We start from the raw sequence: 20,895 nt of genomic DNA, 5'->3' as shown, positions 1-20,895 counted from the left end.
TCCTTCTTAGCTATAAAGCCAGCTGAAAAACTCTTTTCTTCAGGAAAGCTCCCGGTGCCGGGAGGTCGACCCCGTAATCTCGCCTGGTTCAACCAGTCCTGTCTTTTGCCCAGACTCTTAATTCCGGTGGAATCGGCGATGGGAGAAACCCGTGTTGCGGCCTCGCCGGACACGGTGAAGAAGTTTCTTTCTCTGGGAAGCAAGGTTGCCATTGAGCGTGGCGCCGGCCTTGCCGCAGGTTTTGTTGATGGTGATTTCAACACCATTGGTGCGGAGCTGGTTGCTCCGGGAGATTCACAGGCCTGGAGCGAGGCCGATGTCGTCCTATGCGTTCAATCTCCTTCTGCTAGTGCTTTGGCAAGGATGCGATCTGGGGCCCTTGTTGTTGGTTTGTTGGCGCCTTATGCCAACAGTTCTTTAGCAGCATCGCTGAAGACAGCAAAGCTCTCAGCGATGGCCCTAGAGCTGCTGCCGAGAATTAGCCGGGCACAGTCAGCGGATGCCCTTTCCTCTCAGGCCAATATTGCTGGCTACAAGGCGGTGCTGTTGGCTGCTGCTGCCCTTGATCGTTACTTTCCGATGTTGATGACGGCAGCTGGCACGGTGCAGCCAGCGCGGGTCGTGGTATTAGGTGCTGGTGTGGCTGGATTGCAGGCAGTTGCTACAGCAAAGCGTCTGGGTGCTGTGGTCTATGTCAGTGATGTCCGCTCTGCCGTGAAGGAGCAGGTGGAGTCACTTGGGGCACGCTTTATCGAACCTCCTGAAATTGATCAGAGGCCAGATGAGTCTGGTGGCTATGCCAAGCAGGCTTCTGAGGCTTTTTTGACGGCTCAGCGTGAGCAGCTCTCCAATCAGTTAGCGGAAGCCGATGTGGTGATCTGTACTGCTCAGGTGCCTGGTCGAAAAGCTCCACGATTAATCAGTGATCTCATGCTCGATCGCATGCGCCCAGGTGCTGTGGTGGTCGATCTTGCCGTTGAACAGGGTGGAAATTGTGCGAATACTCGTCCTGGTGAAACAGTCGATCGCAATGGCGTGAAGTTGATCGGTGCCTCCGATCTCCCTTGCAGTGTTCCCAATCACGCCAGTGCTCTTTACTCTCGCAATTTGGTCGCTCTGTTGCAGCCCATTTTAAAGGACGGTCAGCTCACTCTGAACATTGAGGATGAGTTAATTGCCGGATGCCTGATCAGTCACAACGGTGAGATTCGTCATCACGATGTGTTCAACACGGGAGGGTCCAACTGATGTCGTTCTTGAGTGAGGCCCTTTGGGTGCTGCTGCTTGGCAGCTTGCTTGGCCTTGAATTGATCGGCAAGGTGCCTCCCACTTTGCATACGCCTTTGATGAGTGGTGCCAATGCGATCTCGGGGATCACGATGTTGGCCGCGCTCACCCTGATCATCAAGGCCGGTGACAATGTCCCTCTGCTGGCGATGGGTGCTGTGGCTCTTGGTTTCGCCTTGTTCAACGTAATTGGCGGATTTCTCGTTACCGATCGGATGCTGGCCATGTTCAGCCGCAAGTCCGCTCGCCGCAAGGACAATCACTGATGAATATTGCTGAGATCCTCAAGTTCGCGATTGATCTGGTCGCGGTTTTACTCCTTGCCCTTGGGATCAAGGGCCTTTCGAAGGTGCGCTCTGCCCGTGAGGCCAATCGCATTGCCGCTCTTGCCATGGCACTTGCCGTGGTGGGCTTGATCGTGAACTATCTCGGCACCAGCGGCATCGCTGCTGAAGCCTGGATTTGGATCATCTTCGGCACGTTGGTCGGTGGATGTCTCGGTGCGATCACAGCGCAGCGTGTGCCGATGACTTCCATGCCCGAGACCGTCGCTTTGTTTAACGGCTGCGGAGGCATGTCGTCGTTGTTGGTGGCTCTCGGCGTTGCAATCTTCCCGAGAGCCGCTGGTGCTGGCGAAGCAGGCAGCGCAGTGGTTGAAGACATCTCGATTGTGGTGTCTGTTTTTGTTGGCTCGATCACCTTCACAGGCTCAATCGTGGCGATGGCAAAGCTGCAGGGCTGGCTGTCAACACCGCCTTGGATGCAGAGCAAGGTTCGGCATGCCGTGAACATTGCGCTTGCTGTGATGTCTTTAGTGGCGGCCATCGAGCTTGGTCGCCATGGCGACAACGTCAGTGCGCTGTGGTTGCTGGTGATTGGGTCCGGTCTGTTGGGAATCGGTGTAACGCTACCGATTGGTGGCGCCGATATGCCAGTGGTGATCTCACTTTTGAACAGTTATTCAGGTGTTGCGGCGGCGGCGGCAGGTTTCGTTGTCGGCAGTCAGTTGCTGATTGTGGCTGGCGCCATGGTTGGAGCTGCTGGTCTGATCCTCACTCAGGTGATGTGTAACGGCATGAATCGCTCGTTGGTATCCGTGTTGTTTGGTGGAGCGTTAGGAGCAAGCGCTGCTTCTGGCGGCGGTGGCGAATATAAAAACATCACCAGTTGCAGCGCAGAGGAGTGTGCGCTCACCCTTGAGGCGGCAGAGCGTGTTGTGATCGTTCCCGGTTACGGCCTGGCGGTAGCGCAGGCCCAGCACACGCTGAGGGAAGTCACCCGTGCTTTGGAGGCAGCTGGAATTGAGGTCACCTATGCCATCCATCCGGTTGCTGGACGGATGCCAGGTCATATGAATGTTCTGCTGGCAGAAGCCGATGTGCCCTATGAGCAGCTCAAGGAGATGGATGTTATTAATCCTGAGTTCCCAGCCACTGACGTGGTGCTGGTGCTAGGGGCGAATGACGTTGTGAATCCTCAGGCCAAGACTGATACAAGTTCACCTCTCTATGGCATGCCTGTGTTGGATGTGCAGGAAGCTCGAACGGTGTTTGTGGTGAAGCGGGGCATGAGTGCGGGCTACTCAGGGATTAAGAATGATCTGTTTGAACTTGCCAATACTTCCATGGTGTTTGGTGATGCCAAGAAGGTGTTGGGTGATCTTTTGGTTGAACTAAAGGAGCTCGGTGTTGGGAAGAAGGGGTGAACCCCATCCCGAGCTGCTTCAGCAGCTCGGGATGTCTTCTTTTAGACAGAGATTGCCTTGGCTGGGCGGTGATTTGCAGACCCTCAGGGACACCCTGAGACCTGTGCGCTTGCCAAGTGATCGAGGCGAAGAGATTGAAATTGAAGTACCAGCCTTGCCGAGCGGTATGGCGGGTTCTGGTCAGTTGTTGGCTTTGTTTGATCGTCCTCAAAACACCCGCCAGGCGCGTGGCTTGGTTTTGCTGCTGCATGGATTGGGGGGCTCTAGTCGACGCGAAGGTCTACGACGCATGGCCTGCGCTCTTCAGACGGCTGGTTTTGCCGTGCTGCGCTTGAATTTGCGTGGTGCAGACCCTGGGCGGCATCTCTCAGCAGGGACCTATGCCGCTCAGTGCAATAGCGATCTTGGCCCGGTGTTGTTACGGGCCCGGCAGCTCTGTGATCAGCTTGGGCGTGAGGGTTTTGCTTCGAGAGGCACAGTTCCTCTGCTGGGGGCAGGTATTTCCCTGGGGGGCACGATGCTTCTCAATGCCTGTCTTGAGCCAAGCCATGTGCACGCGCCTGGCCAAGCGGTTTTGGATGGATTGGTTTGTACCAGTAGTCCCCTTGATTTAGCGGCTTGCAGTGCCTCCATCGAGCGACCCCGCAATAGGGTTTATCAGCGTTGGTTGTTGCAGCGATTGATTCGTCAAACCTTGGCGGACCCCTTCGGCGTGACTGTCCAGGAAAGGGAAGTGCTCAATGGGGAGAAGGGTCAGAGCCCGCCAGCAACCATTCGAGAGTTTGATGCTGTCATCACAGCACCGCGCTGGGGTTATGGCGATGTTGATGCTTACTACGCTGGCGCCTCACCTTTGATCACCTTGCTTGAGAACCCCAGCCGCCTGCCGCCGACACTGCTCCTGCAAGCGCTAGATGATCCCTGGGTGCCAGCAGAAGCCGCTCAACAGTTGGCAGCGAACATGTCTCCATCCAGTGAGCAGCGAATCCAAGTGTTGTTGACCCCCCACGGCGGCCACAATGGTTTCCATGCAATCGGAGGCTGCTGGGGGGATCAGGTGGTCGCCCGCTGGCTGTCAAAGTTTGGCGCTTGACTAAAAACTCATGGATATCTCTGCTGCTGAGGTGTCCGCCGGATGATCCAGGCTTCGATTGGCTGGCCTCCAAGCACATGCTCTCTCACGATTGATTCGATTCGTTCTGGTGTCACACCGCCATACCAGATCCCGTCTGGCCAGATCAGCAGGATTGGTCCGTCGTTGCAGATGCGAAGACAGTCAACCTTGCTACGCAGAACCACACCTTCTGGGCGATCAATGTTTTCGAGATCAAGCTGTTTGATTAGTTTTTTGAGATTGGTCCAGCTGGCGTTGCCGACATCTGCACTACAACAGGCCGCCTTGTTGGCTGTTGCGCAAAGAAGTAGGTGATGACTCACCTTGAAATTCATGCTGTCAGGGCTGGCAGTGGTAGGCGACGGGTGCCCCGTTTCACCTGCTCTTGTACGGCCTTGCGTGCCCATGCATCGACGGCAAGCACGTCATCAAGCTTGGGTTGTGTCTGCAGGTCGGGCTTGTGGCGCTCACAGGCAGCCTCGATCACTTCCGGGATGTCAAGAAAATGGATGCGCTCTTCAAGGAACTGGGCTACTGCTTCTTCATTGGCAGCATTGAGAACGGCTGGCATTGTTCCGCCGGCCCGTCCTGCGGCGTAGGCAAGTTCCATGCAGGGGTATTTTTTGGTATCAGGGGCGCGGAATGTGAGTTCGCCTACTTCGGCGAGATTCAGGCGCCGCCAAGGTGTTTCGAGCCGCTCCGGCCAACTCAGGCAGTAGAGGATAGGTAGTTTCATATCTGGCCAGCCGAGCTGCGCCAGCACGGAGGAATCAGCCAGTTCGATCATCGAGTGGATGATGCTTTGAGGGTGGATCACGATCTCGATTTGGTCGTAGTCGATGCCAAAGAGGTAATGGGCTTCGATGACCTCTAGCCCTTTATTCATCAAGGTGGCTGAATCCACTGTGATTTTGCGTCCCATGCTCCAGTTGGGGTGGCTGGTTGCATCGGCAATGGTGGCTTTCTCGAGATCTTTTGCTGACCAGTCGCGGAAGGCACCTCCAGATGCTGTGAGCTGGATGTGGCGCAGCCCAGGGGTAGGAACTCCTGTTGATAGGCGGGCGTTCTCAGCCCAGGGTGTTCCTTGCAGACACTGGAAAATGGCCGAGTGTTCGGAATCTGCTGGAAGCAGTCGACTGCCGCTGCGTTTCAACTCCGGCAGTACGACAGGTGCGGCCGCGATCAGGGTCTCTTTGTTGGCGAGGGCAAGATCCTTGCCGGCTTTGATTGCTGCCAGTGTTGGCAGTAGCCCAGCACAGCCGACGATGCCGCTGACCACGAGATCAGCGCTATCCCATGAGGCAGCCACATTGAGCCCTTCTGGACCAGCTAACAACTGAGGTAAGTGAGGTGGTTGTTGCTCGCTAGGCAGTGCGTTGAGTTGCTGCTTCAGTTGTGGCAGCAGCGACGCGTCGGCGAGCGCTACAACCTCGGGATGGTGTCGTTGGATCTGCTCCACGACAAGAGAGACGTTCGTGCCGGCCGTGAGTGCCACCACCCTGAATTGCTCAGGGAATTCTTCGGCAATCTCAAGGGTTTGAGTACCGATCGAACCTGTGGAGCCCAGCAGGCTGATGGCTTTCACACTGTTCCGGCAGTTGAAGCCAGTCTCCCACTAGATGGCCAGACACTGGCAAGCTTGTCTTAACAAGGAGGTCCAGCCATGGCAGTTCGGGAACATTGGCGATCGGGCGTGGGCTTTGTGCTTGCCGCTGCAGGCAGTGCAGTGGGGCTGGGCAATCTCTGGGGTTTCGCCTATCGATCCTCTCAGGGGGGTGGAGCGGCGTTTCTGTTTCTCTATGTCGTGATTGTGTTGGTGGTTTGCCTGCCGGTGTTGATTGCTGAGATGGTGCTTGGCCGCAGTACGGGCAAAAGCCCTCTGCTGGCACCGGTTGCAGCAGCTGGGGCCCGCTGGCAACCGATGGGCTGGCTGTTTGTGATTGCCCCTTGCGGAATTTTGGCTTTTTATGCCGTGTTGATGGGTTGGACAGGTCACACCCTGTTTCATGCCCTGTTGGTGGGGTTGCCGGCGAACATGACGGAGGCGGAGAGCTTTTTCGGTGTCGTGAGCAAGGGAAGTAACGCCTTATGGGGCCAGATGGTCAGCTTGGTGCTTACTGCTTTGGTTGTGGCAGCCGGTGTTCGTGGTGGTATTGAGCGCCTCTCTCGCTGGGGGCTGCCTTTGCTTTTTTTGTTGCTGATTGCACTGGCGTGTTGGGCGTCCACTCTCGATGGAGCCTTGCAGGGGTATCACACCTTTCTGTTCCGCTGGGACGCTGATCAGTTGTTCAATACCACGACGGTGCGCAACGCCTTTAACCAAGCCTTCTTTTCCATTGGCACTGGTATTGGCTGCATCCTTGCCTATGCCGCCTATTTGGACCGCCGCAATCACCTGCCTCGCGAAGCGGTGGCAGTGGTGAGCATGGATACAGCCGTGGGTTTGCTGGCAGGGATGATCACCTTCCCAGTGGTGATGACATTTGCTCTCAAGGATGTGATAAGCGATTCCACCGTTGGAGCTTTATTCATTTCTATCCCTACAGGGTTGGCTTCTCTTGGGGAGACTGGCCGTGTGGTGGCTGTGCTTTTTTTCGCTCTGGCTTACATCGCTGCGATCACCTCTGCGGTGTCTTTGCTTGAGGTGCCAGTTGCATGCCTGATTGATCGCTTTGGTTGTAGTCGTATTAGGGCGGTATGGCTCTCTGTAGCCGTAATTTTTGTGCTCGGTCTGCCGGCGGCTACATCAACGGATGTTCTCGGCATGATGGATTCTCTGCTGAATCTGTTGTTAATTCTTGGCGGACTACTGCTGGCTCTTTTGTTGGGTTGGGTGGTGCCCAGTCGTTTCAAGGAGGATCTCGCTGGTTGTGAGACACCATTTGGGTTAAGTCGCTTGTTGCTGTTCATGCTGCGTTGGGTGTCACCACCTGTTGTGGCCTTTGGTTTGATCGTTAGCGTCGTGGATCTGCTGCAGACATGGACTGGGACCTGATCAAGCGTTCACGTTTGGGGCTCATGGACCCAGTTCTCTCAAGCAGAGGTGGGCATTATCGATTTAGCTGAATCGTTTGTATCCCTAGAGCTGGCGAAGCCGAAGTCGCGCATCGAGGCGCTGATGGTTGAAAAGCAGAACGTTCCGCGCAAGGTGATTAACTACTGATCCAGTCTGTGAGGCCACCTGGCTTATCGATCAGTTCGATGCCTTGGGCGCGCAGCTCGTCGCGGATGCGATCGGCTTTGGCGAAATCACGGGCAGCTTTGGCTTCTTGGCGTGCGGCAATGGCGAGTTGAATATGGTTTTCATCAACCCTGTTGTTGTCACCGGGTGCTGATTGCGCGGCTTTTTCTGCCTCAAGCCCGAGCACATTGGCTAGCTCCACTAGCAGTTGCCAACGTGGGAGCAAGTTCAGCTGCGCTGTTTCTTGAATTGCCTTTGTGTCACCACGCTCCAAGCGGTTCGCTAGCGCACGCAGGGGGCGGGCAAGATCGAATAGCACTGCGATAGCCCCTGAGCTGTTGAGGTCATTGTCAAGTGCATCGATGAAGTGTTGCCGTATTTCGCTGCATTGCTCCAGACTGGAGGAATGGGCGGGTTGAATGACTTCTTGTGGTAGAGGCTTGCATTCAGACCAGTTCAGGGTCTCGGCATAGATGTTCCCGAGGCCAAGGGCTGCATTAAGACCTTTCCATCCGGTGGCTGCAGCGTTGATGGCATCGGCTGTGAAGTCGAGCGGTTTGCGGTAATGGGCCTGCAGAATGAACAGGCGTAGCGTCATTGGGGAGACGCCGCTCTCTAGCAGTGCTCTGATCGTGGTGAAGTTGCCGAGTGACTTGCTCATTTTCTGACCGCCGACATTCACCATGCCGTTGTGTAGCCAATAGCGAGCAAGCTGCTTGCCCGTAGCTGCCTCAGATTGAGCGATCTCGTTTTCGTGATGAGGGAAGATCAGGTCAGCTCCCCCCAGGTGGATGTCGATTGTTTCGCCCAATTCCTCACGCACCATGGCGGAACACTCGATATGCCAGCCAGGGCGCCCCGCTCCCCATGGTGAGGGAAAGCTTGGCTCTCCGGTTTTAGCTCCCTTCCATAGTGCAAAATCAAAGGAGTGTTGTTTGCGCGCCTCTTCGGTATCGGCTACACGACCATCGGCGTTTTGCTGCTGCTCATTGAGTTCACGACCACTGAGCTTGCCATAGCCGTGATGTTTCATTACGGCGAAGTAGACATCGCCATCGACAGAGTAGGCAGCCCCACTAGCTTCCAATTCTCCGATCAAGCTGCGTATCCCATCTAGGCATTGGGTGGCACGGGGCATGCGATCGGGCCGCAGGATGCCTAGGGAATCCATGTCTTGATGGAAGGCTTCGATGTTTTGCTCGCTGATCTCCTGCATGGAGCATTTCTTTTCAGCGGCACGCCTGAGGATTTTGTCGTCGATATCAGTGAAGTTCTGCACGAAGGTGACTGTGTAACCACGCCAGATCAAATAGCGACGCAGCACATCCCAGGCGATGTAGCTGCGGGCATGGCCGAGATGGCAGAGGTCGTAGACCGTGACGCCGCAGCAGTAAATGCTGACGTGCCCGTCCTTGAGCGGAGTGAAGGGTTCCGTGCGGCGGGTGAGGGTGTTTGTGAGCCGCAGGGACACTGGCAGGGCTGGAGCTTGCTTTGAGGCTAGGGCCACGCGTTCTGAACCTGCGTTCGGCTCGGGCTGATTCTTAGCTCGCGTTGGAGTGAGGCAGCCTTAGTTCTTCGCGCCATTGCACAAGTGGCCGCTCCCAGCCTTCTTCAAGTTTGTGAGCAATAACTAAGTCAGCATCCAGTCCCATCTGGAAGCCTTGGCTTAGAGCCTGAAGCAGCGGGCCAAGCGGCTCATCGTCTTGCAGTGCGTTGAGCATGCCGCCAAAGATCAACATCACGGCCAGGGGTGAATGGTTCTGAGCAAGGTTGAACCCTTGCAGGCCAAGCTCACTGACCCCATCGATGCCGAAGCCTGTTAGCACGTGAACGATGTCGTGCGTTTCCTTGAGGCGATGCACGATGAACTCCTTGGGGGAAGTCACAGGTGTTGGATCAATCAGCCCATTTGGATCGATGCCTTGGCTGAGGAGTTGATCGGCGTAGCTGCGGTCAAGGCTTCCTTGCGGAAGCTTCTGCAGATCGTTGAGGTCTATCGGTTTTGGCCGCCAATCCTCCTTCACCATCTCCTGAAAGCGTGCATTCGCCATCAGGTGGCTTTCCATCTTCTCGGCCAGGGGGCTGTTTTTAAGGTTGCCTGCAACTGCAAACACGCTGTCCAGGCCAGGATCTTTTAAAAAGTTGGCCAGACAGGCTACAAGTTTTAGGTTTTGCAGTCGTTTACGCAGGTTGAGATTCATCAGCAGGATTGCCTTGTGGAGGGTTTTATTGACTCAGAGAATATGGCTAGTTCTCTCCAGATACATGGGATGAGGGCAATGGAAGCGTTGGTTTCAATAAATCTATTATTCGTTCAATTTAAGAATATCTAGTCAACTCTAAAACTATTGCTGGGCTGCCTTTTTGGCTTGTAGTATCCAAGACTTTCTCTCTCAGGCTTGCACTTCTATTGTTTGGATGAACCATCAATTTAGATCCACAGATTTAGATCTCTTGTAAGGCTCTCTTAGCGGGCCTTTTTATTGCTTAAAGGCATGCTCTGAATTGATTGAAACAAGTGTTTGCTTGGCCTTGTTCTGGAGGTCAACTGCCGTCTAGTTCTTTTGTCTGTTGAGGTTGTTATTTCGCGTCCATCCAGTTATCGCCAATGCCTGTTTCCACCACGAGTGGCACGCTCAGTTCAACAGCCTTTTCCATCGTTTGCATCACCAACTGCTGAACATCTTCAAGTGCGGTGGGGTCTACTTCCAACACCAGTTCGTCGTGCACCTGCAGCAGTAGGCGTGCCGGTAGATCTGCTGCCGTCAGTTTTTCTTGTAACTGCACCATCGCCACTTTGATGATGTCGGCACTGGATCCTTGAATTGGTGCATTGGCTGCCGCCCTAAGTTGTTGGGCTTCCATGCCACCCCGCCGGGCTACGTCGAGATCAATGTCAATTGGATCTTTGCCCAGCAATCGGCCTAATCCGTTGCGATCGAAATGGAAGGGCCGCCGCCGCCCTAACAGGGTTTCTACATAGCCTTTGCTGAGGGCAAGCCGCTCTTGCAATTCCAGGAAGGTAAACACCTTCGCGTAGCGCTGTTTGTAACGGCTAAGGAAGTCTTTGGCCTCTGCTTGGCTGACGCCGGTTGAGCGTGCAAAGCGTTGGGCGCCCATGCCATAAATCACGCCGAAGTTGATTGTTTTGCCGAGTCGACGTTCATCAGAGCTGACTTCAGCTTTGTCCAGCAGCAGCCTTGCGGTGAGAGCGTGCACGTCATCGCCATTGCGGAAGGCCTCTTGCAAAACCTCCTCTCCAGAGAGGTGGGTGAGGATGCGCAATTCGATCTGGGAGTAGTCAGCACTTAGTAGTTGCCAGTTCTCCTGGGGAAGAAAAGCCTTGCGGATACGCCGGCTGAATTCGGTGCGGATGGGGATGTTTTGCAGGTTGGGGTTGCTACTGCTCAGCCGGCCTGTGGCCGTAACCGCTTGGTTGAAATCGGTGTGCACCCTGCCCGTCTCTGATTCCACCAGCTGCGGCAAGGCATCCACGTAGGTGCTGCGTAATTTGCTCAGGATCCTGTGCTCAAGCACCAACGGCACCACGGGATGATCAGCTTCGAGTTTTTCCAGCACGTTGGCATCGGTGCTCCAGCCCGTTTTGGTGCGCCTAGATTTTTTGCGATTCAGCCCAAGTGTTTCGAATAGCAGTTCTCCCAATTGCTTGGGGGAGGCCAGATTGAAGTCCACTCCGGCTGCTTCTCGGGCTTGTTCTTCCAGACGCTCCAAGGTCTCACCCAGTTCAACGGAAAGTGTCTGTAAATAGGGCAGGTCGATGCGGATCCCGGTGGCTTCCATTAGCGCCAAAACCGGTTCTAGGGGTTGCTCAACTTGCTCCAGTAGGGGGAGGAGCTTGGCTCCCATGTTCTCAAGTTGTGCTCTGAGTCGTATGGCAAGTCGCCGGGTGAGATGCACGTCCATGCCGCAGTAGAGGCTGGCCGTTGGGATCGCTACATCAGCAAAGGTTTGGCCCTTGCCAACCAGCTCGCTGAAGCCGGTTGGCGTGATCTTGAATTCACGCTCTGCCATCACATCCAGGCCGTGTTTGGCTGCTGCATCACGGAGGTAGTCGGCCAGCAACGTGTCCATCACGACCCCCTCGAGGGCGAGTCCATGGCGCAACAGGATGAGCCTGTCGTATTTGGCGTTCTGCAGTGCTTTGGGGTGGTCTTTACTCGCCAACCAAGGGGCTATCGCTTTGAGCACAGCCTCTAGGGGGAGTTGGCAGGCAGCCTCTGCCTCCAGTAGTTCTGCAGGCGGATGGTGTCCGATCGGGATGTAGGCCAGGTCTTGCAGCCCCTCACCCCAACAGACGCCTAAGCCCACCAGTTCGGCGCAAAAGGGATTGAGGGCGGTTGTTTCAGTGTCGAGGGCCACTGGCTTGAGGCGATCTCGGTAGCCCATCAGCCGTTTAACAAGCTCTTGCAGCTCTTCTGGATTGGTAATCAGTTGAGGTTGTAGCGCCGGTTGTTCGTTGTCGTTTGAACTCTCTGGTTCTGTTGAAGATTCAGGAACTGCTGGGCTTGTCGCCGATTTGGATGGTTCAAGTTCGTGGCGATTGGCTTTAAATCCCCCGCTGGAGAAGGTGGCCACGAAACTTGGCACTTGGCGCACCAGGCTGTTGAGTTCAAGGGCGCTCAGGCGGTCAGTGAGGCCAACGTTGTCAACGCTGCTTAGCTCTAGACGTGGCTCTTTCGGTAGGGGAATATCGACCAGGATCTCTGCAAGATGGAGCGATAGATAGGCGTTGTCACGATCGTTGCTGAGCTTGCTTTTGAGTGCTCCTTTAATGGCACCGCGGCTGGCTTTCTCGCCTTCTGCTTCCACTTCAGCCAGCGCGTTGTAGATGCCATCGAGATCGCCATTCTCCTTAAGAAGAGTGATGGCTGTTTTAGGACCCACACCTTTGACCCCGGGGATGTTGTCGGAGCTGTCGCCAGTGAGGGCCTTGAGCTCAACCACCTTGTTGGGGATGACGCCAAGTTTGCTGAGCACTCCAGCCTCATTGATCAGGCTGGGACCACTACTTTTGGCGTAGGGTCCACCACCCATATAGAGCACGGCAATGTCGCGCTGATCGTCGACCAGCTGAAAGAGGTCACGGTCGCCGGAGAGGATGCGGACCCCCCAACCATCTCTGCTTGCTTGGTTGGCGAGGGTGCCGAGCACATCATCGGCTTCATAGCCAGGGGCAAGGCAAAGGGGTAGTTGCAGATTGTTTTCAAGGATCTCTTGCAGTTGTTTCAGGTCCTGGAAAAAGATGTCTGGTGCAACATCACGATTGGCCTTGTAGTTGACATCTGCTTGATGGCGGAAGGTTGGCTCAGCTGTATCAAAGGCGATCACAATGCCTTGAGGGCTAAGACTTTTGCAGTTGTCCAGTAGGGCTTTAAGGAAGCCATAGGTAACGCTGGTGGGGGTACCGTCTTTTGTGGCCAATCCACCTTCGCCTCCTTTGCTGAAGGCATAAAAGCTGCGGAAGGCCAGCGAGTGGCCATCCACCAGTAGCAACAGTGGCTTGTTGGCAGCCTCAGGCATGGGGCGAATTGATGTGGGTTTGGATCAGTCGCGTTTTGGTTTGGCCCAAGGGGGCAGATCGATAAAGATGCGCGTGCCGGGATTGAGCCCGCTCAGGATGGCTGTTTTGCTGCCACTACTGGTGCCTAGTTCCACCGCTTGAAAGCTTGGTTGATTTTTTTTGCCCACCAGAAGCACCCCAGGTTTGCCCTTTTCAGTCACAATCGCCACGGTGGGAACCAACGTGCTGGGTGCAGTTTTTCCCGTTTCAAAATCCACGTCTGTGGACATGCCTATCAGCAGTTGGGGGGAACGCTTGATCAGGTTGAGCTTGACTGCGAAAGAGATGACATTCTCAGTTTTTGCTGCCCTGGGAGCGATTTCGCTGACGCGGGCCATAAAACGTTGTTCTGGGAAGGCATCCACACGCACGCTGGCATTTTGGCCGATGCGGATGCGGCCGATGTCGCTTTCGGGAACTTTGGCGTTCACCTCCATTCCTTCTGAGAGCTCAACAAGGGAGGAGCTGCTGGCGCCGGCAGTTGCAGAGGCTGCTGTTGTTGGGGTCACAAAGGCTCCTGGCTCCGCATAACGGGCTGTGATCACACCACTGAAGGGTGCTCTGATAAGAAGTTCGCTCCCTTCAGTAATGCGTTGTTGAACACGCTCTTGGGCTGCGGCAAGGTTGGCGCGGCTGGTCAGGTAGAGGCGGCGATATTTGCTCGCGTCGTCGGCTGAGATGGCTCCTTGTTGGTAGAGGTTGTCGCGCCGCTCATGGTCTGCTTTTCTCGTTTGGTATTCAGCTTGCTCTTTTCTTTCAAGGGCCTTCGCTTCATCTAAGCGGTCGTTGTAGTCGCCACTATCCATGCGAGCCAGTACCTGCCCCTTTTTGACCTCGTCGCCTTGATCGACATAGAGCTCTTCCAGCAAACCTGCTTTTTTGGGACTGACATTCACGCTCCGCTTCGCCTGCAATTCGCCATTGGCGCTTACGATCCCGGGAAGGGAGCCCCTCTCGGTTTCTACGGTGTAGTCGCTGAGATCGCGACCCAAGCGCTGCTGGGGGCTGAACCTCCACACCACGCTGCCTGCAGTGATCAGCACGACAGCTGCACTGAGGCCTATCCAGAGTTTGCGGCGGCGTTTAGCACCTTTGAGTTGTGTGAGATGGACCAATCCCTGCTCCTGATGTGCCGATATGGGCGAGGCCTTTGTACTGGCCATCAACCCACCAACGATGTGACGCAGTCTCGCTGGTCAGCGAGCCTGACTGCAGCATGGCACGATTACGTGACTGCTAAGCGTCTATAGCGTTGTTGTACAGTGCCATATTGCTGTTTCAATGGTTTCTGGCATGGGCACAGCTAGATTTGCCCCCATGCTTAAAGCCGGAATTGTTGGACTACCCAATGTGGGTAAGTCCACGCTTTTCAATGCACTTGTGGCCAACGCGCAGGCTCAAGCTGCCAATTTTCCCTTCTGCACCATTGAACCGAATGTGGGCAGCGTTGCGGTACCTGATGAGCGGTTGCAGCTGCTTTGCGATCTAAGTAAGAGCAAGGAGCTGATTCCAACGCGCATGGAGTTTGTTGATATCGCTGGTTTGGTCAAGGGGGCTAGTGAGGGAGAGGGGTTGGGCAACAAATTTCTTGCCAATATTCGCGAGGTTGACGCCATCGTGCATGTAGTGCGTTGCTTTGAAGACGAGGATGTGATCCATGTCTCTGGATCAGTTGGCCCTTCTAGGGATGCTGAGGTCATCAACCTTGAACTCGGCTTTGCAGATCTCAGTCAGATCGAGAAACGGCGCTTGCGCTTGAAAAAACAGACGCGCACAAGCAATGACGCCCAGCTCGAAGATGCTGCGCTTGAGCGGATTCAATCTGTGCTTGAGCAAGGTGGTGCTGCTCGTGCTGTAGAGCTCAGTGATGAAGAAGCAAAGATGATTAAACCGCTTGGCCTGCTAACGGCTAAGCCAATCATTTACGCCACCAATGTGAGCGAAGATGATCTTGCCGACGGCAATGCCTACTGTGAGGAGGTGACGACCTTGGCGACGCGTGAGGATGCTGAATGCGTGCGTATTTCAGCCCAGGTGGAGGCTGAGTTAATTGAACTCGGCGAAGCAGAGAGTATTGATTACCTTGAAGGCCTCGGAGTGAGTGAGGGAGGGTTGAAGAGTTTGATCAAGGCGACCTATCGGCTTCTAGGTCTTCGTACCTACTTCACCACAGGGGAGAAGGAAACCCGTGCTTGGACGTTTAAGGCCGGCATGACGGCGCCGCAGACAGCTGGTGTGATCCATACTGACTTCGAGCGTGGTTTCATACGTGCTCAAACCATTGCTTACCAGAAGCTGCTTGAGGCCGGTTCCTTTGCTGAAGCACGCAACAAGGGCTGGCTGCGTAGTGAAGGTAAGGACTACGTCGTAGGGGAGGGTGATGTTATGGAGTTTCTCTTTAACGTCTAGTTTTTATTCTTCTGGGGCATACTTTCTATTTGACCAAAATAGCAAACCAAACAATAGGCCTCAAGGTAAGCAAAACACTTTGTTTGTTGATTGATCAAGTCAATCTAATTTCTATTCAGTTCACCTTGAGTTCTGAATTCACTAAGCTGAACTCGCATAGATGATCTACCTGGTAAACGGTAATTTAAAAGACTTGAACAGGTGGTAAGAGCACCAATAAAGGCTTCTTGCCAGTTTGTTGAATGTGATGAGCTTGTCGCCATCCGCCAAATGCCAGTATCTATGGAATAGCTCTTTCAAGAGACTAGGTAGGGCTTTGAAATAAATTCTTCCAATTACGGCCCATATCAAGCGGCGCCTAGGTGTTTGCACCTAAGCCTTTGGAGGCCGTGGGATTTTTGCTTGATTTAGACTTGTGCAGTCCAAGCCTTTTGAGGCTTTGATGGAAGTCCTAAAATTGAGAGAGCGGTTGAGCAAGCATGGACGGAGTGCTCTTTTGAGCATTCATTAGTCCTCTTCCTCTATATTGAGTTAGATAGAGAAATGATAGAGGCTTAAGTTTCTAAACTCTCTTACAAGAATAGTGAGAAGAATTCAAATCCAATAGACTTGGCTATGTTTACATTGTTAAATGTTGGCAAGGAGCTATTGAGGCTGCCATGAATGATTGAGATCGTATGAGCTAAGGCGTCCAAAAAAAACATCTTAGTAATATAAATTCGCGCATATTTTTAAAATTTTCTTCTTTTAATGCATTAATTTGAGAGCTTAGCGATAAGATATAGATATGTAAATACCCTGCTTTAAAGGGTGTTTTGAGAGCTTTAAGCCGACGAGCCTGCCCCTGTAAACAGGATCGTCACACTTCGCAATCTCTTGTGTTAAGCTTTTGTAACGAAGGCCGGAGTGCTGGTCTTCGTGATCAAAGGGACCTGAACTCAAATTCCTTCTTATGAAAAAAACACCCAAGACCAATAGGGTCGAAAATCAGAAGTTAACCGCTGAGCGTGTTAATGGAATGGCCGCAATGATGGGATTTTGGGCTGCGGTCGGAGCATATCTAACGACAGGCCAAATTATTCCTGGTGTGGTTTAAGCAGAAAAATCATGACTTCTTCTACAAATGTCATCACTGAAGACGGTGGACGTCAGAACATGTATGCAAGCGAACCTCGCATGCAAATTGATCCTGAATACACCGCTTTTAGTAAAGAAGCAGAACTGGCCAACGGACGTTGGGCAATGATTGGCTTCTTTTCTGCTGTCGTGGCTTATTTGTTCACAGGGCAAATCTTACCCGGCATTTTTTGATTTTAATGATCATTGTTCAGGCTAATCATCTTTTTTAAACAGTAGATTAGTCGAGAATATGACATTGACTCTCATTCTTGTCTTATTGCCAATTGGCATGAAGACTTTTTGCCTTTCCTGACCTTTTCTTACACAATTCCTCTACCTCTCAATCATCATGAATGAAAATGCAGAGCTACAAAACGGCCGCTGGGCAATGATTGGCTTTATTGGAGCACTCGCCAGTTATGCTGCTACAGGGCAGATTATTCCTGGATTATTTTAAGCACTTTATAGACATTCATGCCCTTAAATTCAAACTTTAGGGCATTTTTACTCTCTCCTCATTTATTATGGAATTTAATCCCCTTAACTCTCTCAAGAGATTCACGAAAAGGCTTGTTAAAAGGTCTAATCGCTATGATTATGCACTGACTGGTTGGATTATTCCAGGCATCTTTTGAAAAATTCCTTTTAGCTAGAGGTCCCTTCTCTTATTTGGAATAGGGCCTCTAGCTTATAAGGATAGTCTGTTGAGCATGTATTGACAGTTTTGGTTATACGATCAATCCAAGGCTTGGTTGTGACTCGCCTTTTTCATTGACGGCATTCAATCTTCTTGGAGTTTTCTTCAAGCGAAGCTCGTTGGTTTGATGAGTTTGTATTACCCTTGCAATGGCTGCTGAGGTGGGGTTGATTGTGTTAACTCAGCTCTGATTCTTATTAAACAAACCTTTTTCAGGATTAGCTTGCGGCATAACAGAGATTTTTCTATTCCAATTGGATAGACATTGGGCGTGAATGTTAGGCTTTGAATAACCATTTTACACCTTTTAGATTCTATTTGAACAGAATGTTAGCTTGATAGGTTCAGCTTGTAAATTCTTCAAAACTAAGCCATCTTGCCGCGCATCTTCATTCCATAACTTGCGAGCATTTAGGCCGGAGTGCAAGGTGCTTTCTTGGCTAGAGTCAAATTTATGACTTTGCTTACGATTTTCGACTCCTTATATATGCCCAGCAGAAATGGCGCCATGAGTGAAGATCGCGAACGGATTAGCCTTGGAAATGCCTTGATTCGTTTTGCGCTTAAGCAAGGCGATGCAACGGCTATTTTGCGGACTACGCTTCAGCTTTGTAATTTAGATAGAGAGAAGGCAGATCTACTTTCCCTCTGGTTTATTGATGTTGGTAAAAGTTGCAAGGAATATCTTGGTACCATGACGGACAATCAAGTATTTATGCGCATGTGGATGCTCGGTAATGTAGATATCAAGCAGGTCTCAGAATCAGGTAAGCCTATCTTTATTCTAACAAAGAAAGGTGTCGAAAGAGTTAGACATTCGCCGAAAGAGAAATGGTGCTATAAACTTTTATGGGATAATCATGAGGCCTCTAGGGACGAGGAATGCGTCATTTCTTAGCAGGATTAGTGTTATTGCTCTTGCTCGTAGTACATAGTGAATCTGCTTTGGCTGATGGTGCACAAGAAGAATTCACGAGCCAAATGCTGGAATGGAGAGAAAAGAGTGAGTTGGCTCAGGATAATTTAAGAGGAGCAGAGGAGGAATTGAAGGCTGGCTCTAAGTATAAAGCCTGTATCAAGCAAAGAATCGCAAGCAAGTATGGCGTCGAGGCTTTTCAAGCATTAATTAAAGCCCAACAAATCAATGACTCAGAAAATGAGTTTGACAACTTAGATGAAAATTTGGCCAAGTGGAATGATCTACGTGATTGTAATTCTGATGGTTCGTTATTGAACTAACCTTATATGTATAGACGATGAGAAGAGCTGTTTTTTGGGCTTTATTGATCTAGCTCTTGACTGATGATTGTTGTAAGCCGATCTCATTCTGTTAAAAGTTAAAGCAGTATTTGTATTGAGCAACGCATTTGATCCAGGTTTCTTTGAGTCGTCGACTTATTAAGAATGCCTTACCAACAAGCTTGGTGGTGGTGGAGAACTGAGTGGCCTCGAGTTCGTTCACCAACGCGCGCTTCTAGGCCATCAACACGGCCCTTAAGGATGGCGAGCTCCTGCTCGAATTCGTTGAGAAGACGACGCAGTTCGTCGGTGACTTCAGTGATGCGATCGAGGCAAGCATTCAACAGAGCAGCCGCTTCAAAGCGGGTCATTGCTCTGTTGCCCAAGTAGCTACCGCTTGGATAGCCAGCTACACAGCCGTAGCGCTCGATCAGGTTGCTCAGAGCCTGATAAGCCCAATCGGTTGGGTAAACATCTTGGAATTGGGAGATGCTGGTGACCTGCTCGCTGGAGGCCGAATAATCGGACACACCTTTGATGTCTAGGTCTGCGGCATTAGCAGCCATAGGGGCCATCAGGCCCAAGGCAGCAGGTGCCACCAGCAATTGCTGGAAGAGTTTCATTTGGTTCCTCACACAGATAGGCGCAATGCGCCGATTGAATATTGGCCATTAACCTCTCTTTAAACACATCTTGGTGTGAAAATCAGGCCTGTAGTGCTTAATGTTTCGTGAATTTATCTCTAGAATTAATTTTAAAGTTTGCTTATTAGATGTTCAAGAGAAATGTTTGTGGCTAATCAAAGCCTTTGGCTGTGCTTGTTCGTGAATAAGTATCGGTTTTTCTGGCGAACATTGTTTAGCAGTCATTTTTCATTGCAATCTAATTCTTCCTTGTGGTTTATCTAGCCTCTTCGAATTTAGAGCCTCCTGTGGGGAGCATGAGTTGATTCGTTGATGCTATTTGTTTATGTTCTCATGTCTTCTTCGAGAGTGTTTCGTATTGGTGGCTGAATGTAAGTATCGAGTTATGATTGGTGGCTAATTGTTATTCGTCTTCTTGTGTATTGGATGGTTTGCTTTTGCTTGGAATGTCCTGATTCCAGATGTCTATGTATTGATTGGTAGACATCAGCTTATTAATGAACTATGTCTTTGGTAAGTCTTAGGTCGAACTGGCCTTTATTTGATTGTATTTTATGCTATTAATTTTTTTCTGAGGTTATTTATTTAAAGTTGAATGCATTGAAAATCTGGCCTTTCTCTAGGCTTGTGTAATTACAAACAACTTTTCGGAACGTTTATCTATATCGTTTGATGTTTATGACTTCTGGTGATCTGTTCTATGCCTAGAGCACTTCTTGGTCTGGGGCAGGAGTGGCTTGAGTGTCGTTGCTAGAAGCTTGTGACGCTTCAGCTTCTCCACTCACTGGAGCCACTGCTGTTGTTGCTTGAGCTGCGGCTGCGGCCTCAGCAACCTTTTTGGCGGCTGCAGCTTCCGCAGCAGCTTTGGCAGCAGCTTCCTCAGCAGCCTGTTTGGCTGCAGCTTCCGCAGCAGCTTTGGCAGCAGCTTCCTCAGCAGCCTGTTTGGCTGCAGCTTCTGCGGCTTTCTTGGCTTTGCTACCGCCTGTGGTTAGGTTGTTTAGCGCCCAAAAAACACCAATAATAATGGGGATATGCACCAAACCGCCCATTACGACTTGAGAATCGGGGTAAGCCATCTTTGGTGCTTAGGCAAACATGACAAATAATAGGCTGTCCTAGAGCCATTCTAGAGGCTTTGATTACTTATCTTATCTTTGTCAGTTGAATTGCATTTCTTCCTTCGCGCTAGTGGTTTGCCTGTTGTCTACGTTTTTTGTATCCCTTGGCGAGCTTTAACGGTCTAGCTCATATGCTTTAGGAGAGGCTTATTTATAGATTTTTGTTTTATTGATCTGTTTTCCGGCTAGAAGTATTTCTATAGCTCATCTTCGTCGATGTGCAGTCAGCATTAAGTGTAGGGCTCAAGATTGAGGTTGCTTTGATGACCTGAGGATTGTCACGGACTTCAGGGCTAATGCCAACCTCAAGAAGTGATAAGGGTAATGTCTCTTTTGCAATCCTCTTGCTCAGTTGTCCGCTTTTGACGAGACATTCGCTAGCGGCAGATGTCCCAGTTGCAAAGGCGCGAATACTCGCCGCAAGTTGTTTGCTGGCGTTTTTGATTTGAAGGTTGGTTTCATTGGCGGAGACTGCGGATTTAATCAGAAGTGTCATAGCAGTTGTTGCGCCTAATAGCATTCTCATGTTGCTTGGATGTTGTCTTTTATAGGGGTGGAAATTGCTGGCAATCATAATGTATTTTATAAATTGCATTTGCGTGCGCAAATATTTCCTTGTACCACTCTTCCTACCCTTTAATGCTCGCTTGTTGCTTGGATCGCCCTTCATTGTTTGATTCGTCTCTTCTGCTGGCCTGTCTGGTGCTTTAGCAAGAGAGCCGCTTTAATTTGAATGATATGGCCGGATGGTTTTCGGCTACAGATCTCATGCGAGGTGTTTGGGGTGAAATGATTGTTGTT

The 20,895-nt window shown here is 51.7% G+C and carries 18 protein-coding genes and 2 pseudogenes; 11 read left to right on the top strand and 9 right to left on the bottom strand.

Annotation, left to right across the window (positions count from 1 at the left end):
* Window positions 1-105: 105 nt before the first annotated feature.
* From SIB80_RS09910 to SIB80_RS09895, 4 genes are read left to right on the top strand one after another with little or no spacing between them, the layout of a single operon-like run.
* Window positions 106-1,248, top strand: coding sequence for a Re/Si-specific NAD(P)(+) transhydrogenase subunit alpha (locus SIB80_RS09910; RefSeq protein WP_205909549.1), 1,143 nt, complete (start codon window positions 106-108; stop codon window positions 1,246-1,248).
* A complete protein-coding gene (locus tag SIB80_RS09905) occupies window positions 1,248-1,553 on the top strand; it encodes an NAD(P) transhydrogenase subunit alpha (RefSeq protein WP_063419872.1) in 306 nt (101 codons plus the stop codon). Before SIB80_RS09910 ends, SIB80_RS09905 begins: the two co-directional genes overlap by 1 nt.
* The gene (locus tag SIB80_RS09900; RefSeq protein WP_063419873.1) at window positions 1,553-2,992 is read left to right on the top strand and encodes an NAD(P)(+) transhydrogenase (Re/Si-specific) subunit beta; all 1,440 of its coding nucleotides are present in this window, start codon (window positions 1,553-1,555) and stop codon (window positions 2,990-2,992) included. The genes SIB80_RS09905 and SIB80_RS09900 overlap by 1 nt, the downstream gene beginning before the upstream one ends.
* A complete protein-coding gene (locus SIB80_RS09895; protein WP_169189917.1) occupies window positions 2,973-4,085 on the top strand; it encodes an alpha/beta fold hydrolase in 1,113 nt (370 codons plus the stop codon). The genes SIB80_RS09900 and SIB80_RS09895 overlap by 20 nt, the downstream gene beginning before the upstream one ends.
* A gap of 8 nt (window positions 4,086-4,093) precedes the next feature.
* On the opposite strand, the gene SIB80_RS09890 is transcribed toward SIB80_RS09895, so the two are convergent.
* Window positions 4,094-4,441 carry a (2Fe-2S) ferredoxin domain-containing protein gene (locus tag SIB80_RS09890; protein WP_063419875.1) on the bottom strand — a complete coding sequence of 116 codons (348 nt, stop codon included), beginning with the start codon at window positions 4,439-4,441 and terminating at the stop codon, window positions 4,094-4,096.
* Entirely contained in the window at window positions 4,438-5,691 is a 1,254-nt protein-coding gene (locus SIB80_RS09885; protein WP_063419876.1) for a 1-deoxy-D-xylulose-5-phosphate reductoisomerase, read from the bottom strand. The genes SIB80_RS09890 and SIB80_RS09885 overlap by 4 nt, the downstream gene beginning before the upstream one ends.
* Before the next feature lie 78 nt (window positions 5,692-5,769).
* Between SIB80_RS09885 and SIB80_RS09880 the strand changes: the two genes are divergently transcribed.
* Window positions 5,770-7,101, top strand: coding sequence for a sodium-dependent transporter (locus SIB80_RS09880; protein WP_063419877.1), 1,332 nt, complete (start codon window positions 5,770-5,772; stop codon window positions 7,099-7,101).
* A gap of 157 nt (window positions 7,102-7,258) precedes the next feature.
* On the opposite strand, the gene cysS is transcribed toward SIB80_RS09880, so the two are convergent.
* From cysS to SIB80_RS09860, 4 genes are all read right to left on the bottom strand, one after another.
* On the bottom strand, window positions 7,259-8,758 hold the full coding sequence (gene cysS / locus SIB80_RS09875) for a cysteine--tRNA ligase (protein WP_236066070.1): 1,500 nt from the start codon (window positions 8,756-8,758) through the stop codon (window positions 7,259-7,261).
* Window positions 8,759-8,828: 70 nt separating this feature from the next.
* Complete coding sequence (locus tag SIB80_RS09870; protein ID WP_063419879.1) at window positions 8,829-9,488, bottom strand: Coq4 family protein; 660 nt, start codon at window positions 9,486-9,488, stop codon at window positions 8,829-8,831.
* A 379-nt stretch (window positions 9,489-9,867) separates the two neighbouring features.
* Entirely contained in the window at window positions 9,868-12,828 is a 2,961-nt protein-coding gene (gene polA / locus SIB80_RS09865) for a DNA polymerase I (RefSeq protein WP_063419880.1), read from the bottom strand.
* A gap of 24 nt (window positions 12,829-12,852) precedes the next feature.
* Window positions 12,853-14,031, bottom strand: a complete 1,179-nt coding sequence (locus tag SIB80_RS09860; RefSeq protein WP_205909542.1) for an efflux RND transporter periplasmic adaptor subunit — start codon at window positions 14,029-14,031, stop codon at window positions 12,853-12,855.
* Between the two features lie 154 nt (window positions 14,032-14,185).
* Between SIB80_RS09860 and ychF the strand changes: the two genes are divergently transcribed.
* The 6 genes and pseudogenes from ychF to SIB80_RS09830 all read left to right on the top strand — a co-directional run bounded on the left by ychF (window position 14,186) and on the right by SIB80_RS09830 (window position 18,332).
* Window positions 14,186-15,277 carry a redox-regulated ATPase YchF gene (gene ychF / locus SIB80_RS09855; protein ID WP_063420027.1) on the top strand — a complete coding sequence of 364 codons (1,092 nt, stop codon included), beginning with the start codon at window positions 14,186-14,188 and terminating at the stop codon, window positions 15,275-15,277.
* A gap of 952 nt (window positions 15,278-16,229) precedes the next feature.
* Window positions 16,230-16,373 (top strand): high light inducible protein, encoded by a 144-nt coding sequence (locus SIB80_RS09850; RefSeq protein WP_011130525.1) that lies wholly within the window; start codon window positions 16,230-16,232, stop codon window positions 16,371-16,373.
* Between the two features lie 11 nt (window positions 16,374-16,384).
* Complete coding sequence (locus tag SIB80_RS09845; protein ID WP_063419882.1) at window positions 16,385-16,588, top strand: chlorophyll a/b-binding protein; 204 nt, start codon at window positions 16,385-16,387, stop codon at window positions 16,586-16,588.
* A gap of 163 nt (window positions 16,589-16,751) precedes the next feature.
* Window positions 16,752-16,853, top strand: a pseudogene (locus tag SIB80_RS09840) (chlorophyll a/b-binding protein); the annotation flags it as partial.
* A 748-nt stretch (window positions 16,854-17,601) separates the two neighbouring features.
* Window positions 17,602-17,991, top strand: a complete 390-nt coding sequence (locus SIB80_RS09835) for a hypothetical protein (protein ID WP_169189956.1) — start codon at window positions 17,602-17,604, stop codon at window positions 17,989-17,991.
* Window positions 17,976-18,332 carry a hypothetical protein gene (locus SIB80_RS09830; RefSeq protein WP_063419884.1) on the top strand — a complete coding sequence of 119 codons (357 nt, stop codon included), beginning with the start codon at window positions 17,976-17,978 and terminating at the stop codon, window positions 18,330-18,332. The genes SIB80_RS09835 and SIB80_RS09830 overlap by 16 nt, the downstream gene beginning before the upstream one ends.
* Window positions 18,333-18,489: 157 nt before the next feature.
* Here the strand turns inward: SIB80_RS09830 and SIB80_RS09825 are convergent.
* The 3 genes and pseudogenes from SIB80_RS09825 to SIB80_RS09815 form a co-directional block, all read right to left on the bottom strand.
* Window positions 18,490-18,955: pseudogene (locus SIB80_RS09825) on the bottom strand (iron uptake porin); the annotation flags it as partial.
* Window positions 18,956-19,680: 725 nt separating this feature from the next.
* Window positions 19,681-20,052 carry a hypothetical protein gene (locus SIB80_RS09820; RefSeq protein WP_063419886.1) on the bottom strand — a complete coding sequence of 124 codons (372 nt, stop codon included), beginning with the start codon at window positions 20,050-20,052 and terminating at the stop codon, window positions 19,681-19,683.
* Between the two features lie 208 nt (window positions 20,053-20,260).
* Entirely contained in the window at window positions 20,261-20,764 is a 504-nt protein-coding gene (locus SIB80_RS09815; protein ID WP_236066048.1) for a glutamyl-tRNA amidotransferase, read from the bottom strand.
* Between the last annotated feature and the right edge of the window lie 131 nt (window positions 20,765-20,895).

The organism is Prochlorococcus sp. MIT 1327, from assembly GCF_047304785.1.
In the GTDB taxonomy this organism is placed as follows: domain Bacteria; phylum Cyanobacteriota; class Cyanobacteriia; order PCC-6307; family Cyanobiaceae; genus Prochlorococcus; species Prochlorococcus marinus_D.
Note: the sequence above shows the minus strand (reverse complement) of the source record. Positions and strands in the feature narration are given on the sequence as shown.